This is a genomic window from Bacillus sp. DHT2 (assembly GCF_026241455.1).
GTDB classification, from domain to species: Bacteria; Bacillota; Bacilli; order Bacillales; family Bacillaceae_G; genus Bacillus_A; species Bacillus_A pseudomycoides.
This window is the reverse complement of the sequence record NZ_JAPHWH010000013.1, coordinates 1-12002: the sequence shown is the minus strand read 5'-3', so window position 1 is coordinate 12002 and position 12002 is coordinate 1. Positions and strand designations below refer to the sequence as shown.

The following is a 12002-nucleotide window of genomic DNA, read 5'->3' as shown; positions in this document are numbered from 1 at the left end:
CTTATAATATATTAGGAAACCTCCTTAAAAGATGTTGTACAAAATCTACATACTCCCTTTCTTCATCACTACTATCTCCCTGATTCAGCCAATAATCCCCATCTACTAAATCAAACATTTCAATAGCAGTTATTTCCTGACAATTAGCATGTTGCAATACCATTTTCATCAGCTGTAAATCATCATCCCAATTAAAATGTAATACAAAAGCATGTAACAATTCCGGAGTATTTAATTGAGTCAAATAAACATTTACTTCAGCAGGTTCTCCATACAAACAACCATCGATGATTGCTTGTTCGCTTTCTGTTAATTTCAGTCGAATAGCTCCTTTTGTTTCCAATAATAAATCTGCTATTTCAGGATTATGTCTTGCTAAAAACCAAGGAGTTTTCTTTATCCCGGCTGAATGATTCAGTTCCACTCCATTTTCGATTAAACACTTCACAGCTTGTTTATTATTAAACTTAATTGCTTTAGTAAGTACTGACTCATGTAAACGATCTGTTATGCCTGTTTTCGCCCCGAAGGCTAGTAATTCTTTGAATATTTCAATAGGAGCCTTTTTTACAATTACGTAATGCAAAGAAGTTCTTCAAAACTGATCTTGTTCATTTATATCCACCTTTGGCATAGCCCCTATCACTTTTTCAAGATTTTTACTCTTAATTGCTTCAAACAGTATATTCATTTCATCCACCACTTTCGAACTAAAGTCTCTTTTTTACAGAAAATACTGATATCTAAAAATGGATTAAGCCCTTTATCAGTAAAAAAGGATACCTCACAAAAATCAATTAAGCTTATTCAAATGTTAAAAGTTAAGTAAAACTAACATATTTATTGTACTCGTATATCTACTTCCTACACAAGAAATCCCAACTGAAATGCTGTATTACGTTATCTAATTCTATACTTCCTTCAAGCCGGTTCTCTTATCTCTTTTTCTTATTTACAGCATCCAATATAAATACAAACGCTAAATTTTATTTATTATTCAAAAAATACCCAGTAAAATAGAAAGACACGGTTATAAGAAAGTAGGGCGAAAAATGGAGTCAAAAGAACTTTTATTACAGGAAATCGCAATCATTGAAAAATGGGAGAAAGAACAGGAAGATCTTTGGTTCTTTGAAAAGTGGGGGAAAATTCCATTTACTATTCTTGATAAGTTAACTCCAAGGTTTATCCATAAGAAAATTAATATTTTACTAGATGAGCTCATTCAATATCTCAATTCTGGAAGTAAATATTTAATTCATCCACAAACAACAATAAAGAAATTTGAAAACGCAGCTTCTTTAACAGATGTTCAAAAATCCCTTTTAAGTGAGATGGATACAATCGTTGATAAAATTATCGAAAATAGAAAATCTGTCGCAACTGCACAAGGGGCCACAACTGGTTTTGGTGGCATTTTCACCCTAGCAATTGATATTCCAGCTGTTTTAAGCATGTCACTAAACATTCTGCAAGAAATTGCAATTTGCTACGGTTATAATCCTGAAGATATTCAAGAGAGATTATTTATCGTAAAATGCTTACAATTTTCCTCGTCTGATATTGTAGGAAAACAAACCATTCTTCATGAATTAAAACATTTTGATGCTCGTGTCAATCACGACGACAGTATGTCCCAAATTAAATCATGGCGCGAAGTGTTTACTGTATATCGTGACAATTACGGTTGGAAGAAACTATTTCAGATGATTCCCATTGCTGGTATGGTTTTTGGTGCTTATTTAAATCGAAAAACGATTGAAGAAATTGCTGAAGTAGGTAAGATGCTTTATAAGAAAAGAAGGGTACTAGATAGACTAGAAGGAATGAAATACACTTCTAAATAGTGTCTAAAAAGGCGGGCTGGTGCAAAGATATAATAAAAGAGAATATACCACATATATTTCTTGCACCAGAATCCCTCAAAAATTATCAAAGATCTTTCTACGTTTTTCCCCTTTAGAGAAGGTAACTCTATTTAAATATAACCAAAATAGAAATCACATCGTTCCCCGTATCAGCAAAATAAAAGGAATTAAGAATACTAACACATTTAATACGATCCCAATCTTTGCTCCATTATTTTTATCTACTTTATAAGAAAAAATAGCTAAAATAAATCCAATAGGACAAAGAAATAAAGGTAAAACAAGAGAAATCCCCTGAAATACAGTTAAAATAATTTCATTTATAAAGTTAACTATGAGTAAGATCAATAAAACTGGTATTAAAATCGATATACTTGTAGTTACCCTACTTTTTTTTAACAAAATATTCTCCTTTTTATTAAAAATATATTTATTATGAATTGAACATCTTCTTCCGCTAAAAAATATACCATAATTAGAAATATTAATGGTGCAAAAAAACACTAAAGTAACTTAAAGAAAATAAGATATTATTTCCTTTTAGGTGTTTCACCTTTCTAATTTTCCAAAAAAGAAAAAGCACCTCACTCTTAACAAGGTGCTTTAGCAATTATACTTTTTATTTTATACACGTACAGCTGTACCACTAACAGCAACCATTAACATTCCATCACGAACGACTTCGTAGTCTACATCAATACCAACAATTGCATTTGCACCTTTTTGCTTCGCAAGAGTTTTCATCTCTTCCATTGCAATATCACGTGCTTCTTTTAATTTACTTTCATATGCACCAGAACGGCCACCGACAACGTCACGAACAGAAGCAAATAGATCACGTACAATATTTGCACCCATAATCGCTTCACCGTTTACAATATCGATATACTCAATAATTTCTTTTCCTTGAATCGTTGAAGTTGTTGTTATAATCATTACTGACACTCTCCTATAATATCTAAAAATTTACTGGTATTTCTTATACCTTTATTATCACATTGAAATAATAAATAGACTATCTAATAACCTTACATAAAGATGACAGTTTTGTAAGATTTCATGGGTGAGGACTGATAATCAGTGGCAAACTCTTCATCCCCACTGATTATCAGTCCTCACCAACTAGCATTTTACGGGCAGTAATACTTCTACTCTTTGTTTTTAGGCAGGAGTATTACTGTCCGCTCAACTAACGAGATAAACTTAACTTTTTTAATTGTTACCGCACGTAGCTTTCAAATATGCATAGGTCGCTAAGTTTTCTAAAACCATACTTGCGGCCTTATAATCTCTTACTTTACTTAATGCTTTCTAATTCCCATTTATGGTTATTACCTGGTGAATTTGTATGCTCAGGTTTTAAAATAAACTCACTAGAAGCTACAACTGGGGCGCTACCATTATCTGCGACACTAGCAGTCCAATTATTTTGTCTAAATGTGATATAAGTAGAATCAGATTTTAGATAGAAACTCTTCTCATTAGGAAGCTTGTCTAATTTAATAGAAGATCTATTGTTTTCAGTATCTAACCAGTTATAATCATAACCATTTCCAATATTTAAATACTGGTAACCACTATAACTACTGTTAGTAAACTTAAGGAACACTTCTTCATCTTTTTTGAATGGTTGTCCTGGTTTAGGCTGTCCTTTTCTTTCTATCATTACTGGTGTTGCTTGAATGTCTGCTCCATGTATTGCCTTTTGTATAGGACCGAGTCTCAATCTATCCCAATTGGACTGAGGTGAAAAGTGTACATATCGCCCATTAATTGTTTGGCTTAAACCAATGTGCCAATCCTCCTGTACACCTTCACGTATGTTAACATTCGTCTTCAAATAGTACTGTTTTCCTTCTAGAATAGGTTCTCCGGAATTATCTACTACTAATTTATCGATAGCCTCTAGATAGCTTTTATTTGAAACAAGAGGCACAGAAACTTCAGTTTTATTATTTTGGACATCATTGAGTTCAAACTTAACTGGGGTTTCTCCAAGAGCTCTTTTGTTTACTGCTAAGTCTACAGGTTCATTCTCTTTAGATTCATACACATTTGAATTCTTATTTCGAACTAATTTTACCTTTTGTTGCTTACCTTCTTTATTATTAACCGTAACAAAGATTTCTTCACTTATATTAAATAAACCTGGTATAACCGATGCGTAAATCTTTTTCTTGCTATAATCATAACTGCTATATGATAGAGTTGGTCGTAGTGCGCGGTTATCAAAGAAACCAAGGTTCACACCTCGTTCTAAAAGAGAACGATTTGGACCATAACGAACTAGATTTTTGTTTAGCTGACCATTTACTACAGCGTTTGCTGTCCAAGCATAACTATCTATCCCGCTATTTTTAAAAAATTCGTCCAATGAAAGATTATGATCAACGCTAGCAGGTTTTGTTTTATCCTTTTTTGGTGTATACACTCTAAATTTTGGTATAGAACCCAAATTTGTTTCTACTAATGTAGTAGAAGCATTTACATTAGACGCAAAATGCGCCCAATCTCCTAAATTTTCAAATTTCCCATCTTTCATTGTATACACATTCATCGTACTAGTAGGCAATACTTCAATAGAAAGAGGTGCCCCTTGTTCTACTGCTTTTAATTCATCCAGTGTTAGGGAAATTTTCACATCCGCTTGACCTTCTACACTGTCCATTAGAATTTCAGTTTTATTGTTTCCACCTTTTTCTGTAGTTAACAAGTTTGCTTTATAACGGTCTTGTGTTGCCTTTACAGTATTGATAATTTTATTTCCTAATCGAATGTTAAAGTGAGGTGAAACATCCCCAGCAGATGCTGTACCCGTATTTTTATATTCTAGATGGAAACGCACATTTGCTGCTTTAGCTGAATCAACAGTTGTTGCTGTTGACCAATCAAAACTATTAGAAATACTTTCTGTTTCTGTTTTTGTATTAGAATAACCATACCCCACATTTAACGATCCTTTTCCTGAAGGTACAGGACCCGCTGCTGATCCCTCAGCACCGGCTTCACCAGCTAAACCTACATTAAAAGAATGTTGTACCGATAAACTTTTTTCCCAACTCTTAGTACGTGATTCACCATTTGAATCTGTAATACTAGCAACTGGAGTAATATCGATGCGTTTTACAGCAATTTGTAGATTTGGCACATTCGCAATCATGGGATTGAAATCTACATCAGAATCACTGCCATAATGCTCCACTTCATAGCTATCTGTAAAAGGATCTCCATCTGAGTTTGCACTCCTAGGATTTGTTATAAATCTCTTTTCACCAAAGTCTTGCTGTTGATCCCATGGTTGGGCTTCATTTTTCCCTGTCTTTTTATTAAATACAATTTTAAACCCTTTTTCTTCTACATCATTAGGAATGCCATCATTATCCCAGTCATTATTTTCCTGAGGCTCTTCCATAATTATGATTCCCTTTTTTTCAGAACCATCATAGATAATATTTTGCCCTTCCTTCATATTTTTATTTTCTTTAAAAGTTTCCACTTTTCCGTCTTGTTCAGGTGTTGTTTCAGCTAACGCAGGGGATGCCAAAGTCAGTGCCATTGTTACACTACCTAATACACTAAGTGTTGGTTTTAATTTCTTCATCGTCATTTTTCTCCTTGTTTTCTAGATGAGTTAGAACATCTACTAGTAAGATTAACTTCATCATAGCTAACAAATCTTTCATTTCTCTCTCATAAATGTTACAAAAGTCTTTCAACCGTATTATTTCTTTTCTGATGCAATGGGAAGAGTAAACCAAAATTCACATCCCTGTTTCCCATCCGAACGATCTTGAACACCAATTTCTCCTTTGTGTATTTCAACTAGTGATTTTGCAATGGCGAGTCCAAGTCCAGACCCTCCAGATTGTGAACTTCTTGATGGATCTGTTCTGAAAAAACGTTCAAATATACGTAATTGATCATCGTAAGAAATCCCTTCCCCTTCATCACGCAAAATGAATGTAACTTGCTGTTTTTGTTTATTTTCCTCCACAATTAACTCGATTGTTCCAAATGTGGGGGAATGCCGAATCGCATTATGTAACAAATTACTGATAACCCGCACTATTTTACATGGCATAATCCAAAGTCGTGGCAATGTATCCGAAACGTGCAATTGCAAATGGATATTTTTGTCCTTCAATAAGATCGCATGGGAATCTAGTACTTCTAATAGAATGCTGTCCACATGTGTTAAACTGGGATGAAAGGCTCCTTGTCCAAGTTCTAGCTTAGAAAGCTCAAACAAATTATTAATTAATCCACTTAATCTTTGAATTTCGTTTAGGATTGTTGTTAGATACTGCATTTTCATATTAGGATCTTCAATTAAACCATCTTGTAACGCTTCTATCATCAATTGTATGCTAGCCATAGGGGTTCGTAAGTCATGGGAAATATTCGCAATTAGTTCTGTACGTGCTTTTTCTCCTTGTTCTAACTTAGTAAAGCTTTCTTCTAATTTTTTAGCCATTTGTTGAAAAGCTGTCGCTAATTCTTTAAACTCTTCTGGTTCTTTCCCGATTATATACATCGTTTCAAAGTGTCTATCACTAAATTGTTTCGTTAATGCAATTAAATTTTGAATAGATCTCATAATAGGACGTGTCATTAACCAGTAAATAATCGTTGAAAGAATCATCGCTACCATCACAATTCCTATTAATAGCCGTGTTTGTTCCGGTCTAAGTAACATTCTTCTGTCACTATACCAGATCGAAATTACTATGATTCCCGTGCTTAATAAATTCATCAATAACAATTGATTCCGTAACTTCATGTTTCATTTCCTCCATCTGGCTCAAAGCGATATCCTATGCCCCAAACTGTATGAATCCAACGATTCTTTGTTGTATGCTTCTCCAATTTTTCACGTAGACGACTCATTAACACAGTTACTGCATTTGTGCACCCTTCATACTCAAAATTCCATATCTGTTCAAGAAGTTGAGATCGTGAGAATACTTGTTTTGGATGTTTTGCCATTATATAAAGTACCTCAAATTCTTTCACTGTTAACTCAATTTCATGTCCACAAACAAATACACGTCTTTTCGTTGGATCAATCTTCAAATCTAGGAACTCTATCATTTCTGATACAGGTTCTTTCTCTTGTATCGTTGCTTGATTTCCTCTTCTTAATATAATTTGCACCCTTAATACTAATTCACGAGGTGAAAACGGCTTTGTCACATAATCATCCGCGCCCATTGTTAATCCTAAAATTCGATCTCTTTCTTCTCCTCTAGCGGTTAACATAATAATAGGGACATTAGAGTATTGGCGAATTTCCTCACATAATTCCCAGCCATCTTTTTTCGGCATCATCAAGTCTAGAATAATTAAATCTGGTTGATATTGCTGAAATACATTCCAACCTTCTGTTCCGTTTACAGCGGTGTATACTTCATATCCTTCTCTTTCCAAGTACCGTTTACATATTTCTCGGATATTATCTTCATCTTCTATGATTACAATTCTTTTTTTCATACATTAAGTCTCCTCTGTTCCTTATAAAAACTGCGATAACAGCACACTAAATAAAGTGAAATTTTAATCAGTGGGGGTCTTACTGCCCGTTAATGCGGGATAAAAATACATGATTTTTATTATGCTTTTACGAAATAATGCTGATATAAATAGCCTTCCTAAGATATTTCTCGCTTCTTACCATCTTTAAAGAATGTTAAAAATAAAGTGAAACTTTAATCAGTGGGGGTTTTCTTCATCCCCCACTGATTATTAGTTGAACGAATCGGGCTTTTACGGACAGTTCATCTCCCACCTAACTTCTTTGCTTTCGCTAAATTTTGAGGTGGGAGTGTTACTGTCCGTTAATGCGGGATAAAAATGGAGTTACACAATAATTTTTATGTCACATTAACAATTCTGTTTATATAACTATAAAAACATTTGAGTTACGCTATACACAACAGTCCATCCTATTTGTAATCTCCCTTGAATAAAAGTAGCTTTTTCAAACGCTATATGAAGTTCAAATTCCCCATATTAAATTAATTCTGTTTCTCTAACGCTATTTTCAATCCTTTTTGAAATTCTTCGATATCAGGATTGATTCCAAATACTTCCTCCATTGAAATGAGCTTGTTTAGTAAAGGATATTAGCCCTTCCATACTTGTATATATTTGCTTTCAATTTCCTCATCTTTCTAATCCTCCTAATGTTCTTGTAGCAAGTTGTGTAACGAATTATAATTAAACATATTTTAATGTAGTTTAACACACAATCATTTCTCCATTAATCTAAATTTACTTTATTTCAATTAAATTTAACACATTGAAAGAAATAACATAATTGTATGCAGCAGAAAAGATATCTTTAGCCTTGATATTATTCAATTTCTTTATTTTTAGGAATCGATCTTGTTGTTCCTATAATGTCTTTTTATATGAATACGTTACAATTAGTTACTGATATAATGAAATATTGCTACATTTACATTTACTCAATTACTAACACCTCCTATCACCGGAATATAGATAGATTCAATCAAAAATTGATTATACTGGGGTTACTTCTTTGTTCTTCATCTGAAGCTTTATTTGAATTTACCAATCATATATGGGGATTATTTCTTTCCAAAGCATGAGTGCGGCATGTATGATGCTAGCGAGATTCTGGTGCGAGAAATTTATAAAACCTTGACATACTGATACTATCAATCTAAAAAAGGACATGATCAGTATGAAAAAGAAAAATAGATTTACAGAATCAACCTGTCCAAACTAGAAAGAATTCATCCATCAATTGTTTGCACTTATATCATCAAATATAATTCCGCTAGAAATATATGCGCTATATTCTCTTTCATTTTCGCTTTGCATTAGAGCCTAAAAAGGCCCCTAATGCTAGAGGCCTTCTTCGTTATTTTTCACTTTTCTCGTTTTCTTCCACTACTTGCACAACAGGCTTCTCACTCACCACCTGCTGCACAGCACCTTTTCCAGCAAAACTTTCTAATAGTTCTTTTAAATCAATACCAGAAGAAGCTTTTAATGTTTCTTGCATCGTTGCCATTAGATCAGTCGCATATCCTGCCACTTTTCCAGCTCCGCTGTTTTTTCCACCGCCGCCTGTATCCACAACAGTAATCTTATCAATGTTACTAAGTGGGCTTGCAATTTCTTTTGCGTAGCTTGGAAGCATTTTAAGAACCATATCCATAATTGCCGCTTGCCCATATAATTCGAACGCTTCCGCAATTTTTTGCTTCGCTTCCGCTTCTGCTAAACCTTTTAATCGGATAACATCCGCTTCCGCTGTACCTTGCGCTTTTTGAACTTCTGCTTTTGCCTGCCCTTGTGCCTTTTCAATTTCGGCTTTTGCTAAACCTTCTACACGCACCTCTTCCGCACGTGCTCTTGCTTCTGCTTCAATCTTATATTGATCTGCATCTGCTTTTTTCATTTGTTTTACTTTTTCCGCTTCCGCTGATTGTTCCACTGCATAACGATCTGCATCTGCTTTCTTCTTTACTTCCGCGTCGTATTGTTTTTCACGACGTGCAATTTCTTTTTCTTCTAATTCAATTTGCTTTTCACGCTCAATGATTTTAACGCGCATTTGCTCTTCTGTAACACCTTGTTGTGCTTTTGCTTGTTGTAATTCATAAGAAAGGTCCGCATCGGCACGTGCTTGCTCTTGCTCTCTCTTATATGATTGTACTTTTAATTCTTTATGCTTTTCAGCCTCTGCAATTTGTGCATCGCGTTGATATTCAGCTTCTTTTGCTTCTTTCTCCGCACGAGCTTTTTCAATACGTGCTTCTTTTTCACGCTCTGCATTCGCAATTGTTGCATCACGTTTCACTGTTGCGATTTGCGGTTGACCTAAAGCATCTAAATAACCATTTTTATCCATGATTTCTTTAATCGTAAAGGAGACAATCCGAAGCCCCATCTTCTTCAAATCTGTCGAAGCAACTTCATGTACTTTTTGTGCAAATTGCTCTCTATTACTATAAGCATCCTCCACTGTCATTGAAGATAAGATAGCACGTAAATGGCCTTCTAATACTTCTTTCGCTTCAACTTTTAACTCTTCCGTTTCTTTCCCTAAATATTGTTCAGCTGCTGTAGATACTTCTTCAATTGTTGAACCTACTTTAATAATAGAAACACCATTTACCGTAACTGGCACCCCTTGCTTTGTATACGTATCACGTGTTCCAACTTCTAATTTATAGTTTAATAAACTAAGAAGTTCCGCTCGTTGCATAATTGGTACAACAAATGTACCACCACCACGAATAATTTTAATTTTTTTACCATCATCTGTTGTGACAACGTTTTTCCCGCCACCAAGCCAGTTTCCTGTTACAATCAGCGCCTCATCAGGACCAACTGTACGGTATTTTGTGATAAACACCAAAATAAGTAAAAGTAAGATTGCGAGTAATATACCACCGATAATTAATGGAATCATTCAAATTCCCCCTTATAACTTTGGTTTTTTTAAAGAATAAGCGATGTTCTGTACAAGCAAAACACCATCTTGAACTTCCTCAATAATGACCTCGGTTCCTTGTAAAATATCTTTCTTTCCAATTGTCTTAGCCGGTATCGCATTACTTCCAAATTGCGAAGAAACTAATACTTCTCCAAATCCTTCTTTCGGGATGGTAATAATCACTTCTCCTTTGCATCCAACAAATTCAGCCATACGTTGCACTGTATTTTGTTCAGCTTCTGCAATTGGTTTTAAAATCAATATTTTCATTAGAAAAACTCCAATAAAAGATATGCCGAAAGAAAGACTAAAAATAACAATACTATTCCAAGTAAATAAATACTCTCCTATATAACTAAAACCACAAAGCATGGCAAAGAAACTGAGCAGCAACGTTACAATAGATGTAGATCCACCTCCGAAGCTAAATATGGATTCAAATATATCTCCAAAAAAGATATAAATAACAGTAAGTACGGTAGCAATAATAAATCCATATAAATAAATTGTCTCAAGCGGATAACCCAACAATGTCATGCCTTATCCCCCTTTCATCATTACCTCTCTCTTTGTTATATGTATGCCTCACCTCTTTCAAAAATTATTTTTCCTAATTTTCAGTTATTTAATCTTTTAAAAAAAACCTGTACGACAGGCTGCTTAAAAAAGAACAGGAGGAGCCTATGGTGACAGGCTCCTCCTAGAAAATAACCGTTATATTATATATTTATATAATATACTATTTTACATAAAAAGTAAAGTTATATAAATATTTCTACTTCGATTTTTTCCCTTTTATTACACATGAATGAATATTCTATTATTTAAACTCAATCTTATTGAACTCCCCCCACCTACCTCTACACGAGCTTGAGGAGGGAGTCTTCTCGGTTAAAATGATAAAAAACCCCTTAAAAAAGGGGTTACGCCATTTTCTCACCTGATTCTTCTCTAAAAAAGCTCTTCATTGCATGAAACACATCAGCTTTCTGCTTTAAAATATAGTATCTGAAATTCTCATCTTTAATATTTTTATAGGCTGACATAAGCGTACTGTGACGATTGTACTGGTTGAGCCCTCCATCATATACCCTTAATGTTATTACTGGTTGAACATAGCAGCTATATTCATTGTTGATAAAATAATTAGCGAAGAAGTACCTTTGCTCGTAATTTCTGAAACAATACTTCTTAGCCATGAATATAAGGTAGACTCACAATAGTAGTATTTGCATATGTAAGGAATTATCTTATAAAATAAAAAGAAATGATCGTCAGGGAGAGAAAACCCATGTCCAACCAATTAGTAAATTTACGAATCGATTTTGCTTTTAAACAGTTATTTGGAACCAAAGGAAATGAAGAGATTTTAACAGGGTTCTTAAATGCCATTTTAGAGGAATCTTTGGATGCACCGATTACATCTCTACAATTGGAAGACCCGCATCTTCATAAGTCATACGAAGATGATAAGTTATCCATTTTAGATTTACTAGCAACACTCGATAATGGAACTCAAGTGAATATTGAGATCCAGGCGCGACAAGAAGTCGCTTCATAATAGTGCGCATCCATAAGGATACGCTATTCTAGTTGTCAAGAATATTTCCACCCGAAACAGCGTTGCTAGTAATGGCAGGGTTGGTTGCATGAAGGAACGCATA

At 34.2% G+C, this 12002-nt stretch carries 9 protein-coding genes and 2 pseudogenes; 2 read left to right on the top strand and 9 right to left on the bottom strand.

Annotated elements, in window-relative coordinates; translation table 11 throughout:
- Window position 1 precedes the first annotated feature (1 nt).
- Window positions 2–586, bottom strand: coding sequence for a DUF4274 domain-containing protein (locus ORL93_RS24075; protein WP_257130430.1), 585 nt, complete (start codon window positions 584–586; stop codon window positions 2–4).
- A gap of 466 nt (window positions 587–1052) precedes the next feature.
- Between ORL93_RS24075 and ORL93_RS24070 the strand changes: the two genes are divergently transcribed.
- Window positions 1053–1847: an EcsC family protein gene (locus ORL93_RS24070; RefSeq protein WP_098018065.1), complete on the top strand. Its 795-nt coding sequence runs from the start codon at window positions 1053–1055 to the stop codon at window positions 1845–1847.
- Between the two features lie 153 nt (window positions 1848–2000).
- On the opposite strand, the gene ORL93_RS24065 is transcribed toward ORL93_RS24070, so the two are convergent.
- The 8 genes and pseudogenes from ORL93_RS24065 to ORL93_RS24030 all read right to left on the bottom strand — a co-directional run.
- Window positions 2001–2270 (bottom strand): hypothetical protein, encoded by a 270-nt coding sequence (locus ORL93_RS24065; RefSeq protein WP_033795860.1) that lies wholly within the window; start codon window positions 2268–2270, stop codon window positions 2001–2003.
- 222 nt (window positions 2271–2492) lie between these two features.
- Window positions 2493–2804 carry a heavy metal-binding domain-containing protein gene (locus ORL93_RS24060; protein ID WP_000587631.1) on the bottom strand — a complete coding sequence of 104 codons (312 nt, stop codon included), beginning with the start codon at window positions 2802–2804 and terminating at the stop codon, window positions 2493–2495.
- Window positions 2805–3165: 361 nt separating this feature from the next.
- Window positions 3166–5469, bottom strand: a complete 2304-nt coding sequence (locus ORL93_RS24055) for a binary toxin-like calcium binding domain-containing protein (protein ID WP_018781887.1) — start codon at window positions 5467–5469, stop codon at window positions 3166–3168.
- Between the two features lie 120 nt (window positions 5470–5589).
- A complete protein-coding gene (locus tag ORL93_RS24050; protein ID WP_018765619.1) occupies window positions 5590–6648 on the bottom strand; it encodes a sensor histidine kinase in 1059 nt (352 codons plus the stop codon).
- Window positions 6645–7358 carry a response regulator transcription factor gene (locus ORL93_RS24045; RefSeq protein ID WP_006093449.1) on the bottom strand — a complete coding sequence of 238 codons (714 nt, stop codon included), beginning with the start codon at window positions 7356–7358 and terminating at the stop codon, window positions 6645–6647. The genes ORL93_RS24050 and ORL93_RS24045 overlap by 4 nt, the downstream gene beginning before the upstream one ends.
- Window positions 7359–8754: 1396 nt before the next feature.
- A complete protein-coding gene (locus ORL93_RS24040; protein WP_006093447.1) occupies window positions 8755–10314 on the bottom strand; it encodes a flotillin lipid rafts scaffold protein FloT in 1560 nt (519 codons plus the stop codon).
- Between the two features lie 12 nt (window positions 10315–10326).
- A complete protein-coding gene (locus ORL93_RS24035; RefSeq protein ID WP_097794587.1) occupies window positions 10327–10875 on the bottom strand; it encodes an NfeD family protein in 549 nt (182 codons plus the stop codon).
- A gap of 386 nt (window positions 10876–11261) precedes the next feature.
- A pseudogene (locus tag ORL93_RS24030) lies at window positions 11262–11420 on the bottom strand (sporulation protein YhbH); the annotation flags it as partial.
- A gap of 209 nt (window positions 11421–11629) precedes the next feature.
- On the opposite strand from ORL93_RS24030, the pseudogene ORL93_RS24025 reads away from it, so the two are divergent.
- A pseudogene (locus ORL93_RS24025) lies at window positions 11630–11881 on the top strand (Rpn family recombination-promoting nuclease/putative transposase); the annotation flags it as partial.
- Window positions 11882–12002: the final 121 nt, after the last annotated feature.

Excerpts from the sequence above, each read along its gene's own strand:
- ORL93_RS24070 (WP_098018065.1), top strand. The coding sequence starts at position 1,053 with ATGGAGTCAAAAGAACTTTTATTACAGGAAATCGCAATCATTGAAAAA.
- ORL93_RS24060 (WP_000587631.1), bottom strand. The coding sequence starts at position 2,804 with ATGATTATAACAACAACTTCAACGATTCAAGGAAAAGAAATTATTGAG.
- ORL93_RS24035 (WP_097794587.1), bottom strand. The coding sequence starts at position 10,875 with ATGACATTGTTGGGTTATCCGCTTGAGACAATTTATTTATATGGATTT.
- ORL93_RS24045 (WP_006093449.1), bottom strand. The coding sequence starts at position 7,358 with ATGAAAAAAAGAATTGTAATCATAGAAGATGAAGATAATATCCGAGAA.
- ORL93_RS24040 (WP_006093447.1), bottom strand. The coding sequence starts at position 10,314 with ATGATTCCATTAATTATCGGTGGTATATTACTCGCAATCTTACTTTTA.
- ORL93_RS24050 (WP_018765619.1), bottom strand. The coding sequence starts at position 6,648 with ATGAAGTTACGGAATCAATTGTTATTGATGAATTTATTAAGCACGGGA.
- ORL93_RS24055 (WP_018781887.1), bottom strand. The coding sequence starts at position 5,469 with ATGAAGAAATTAAAACCAACACTTAGTGTATTAGGTAGTGTAACAATG.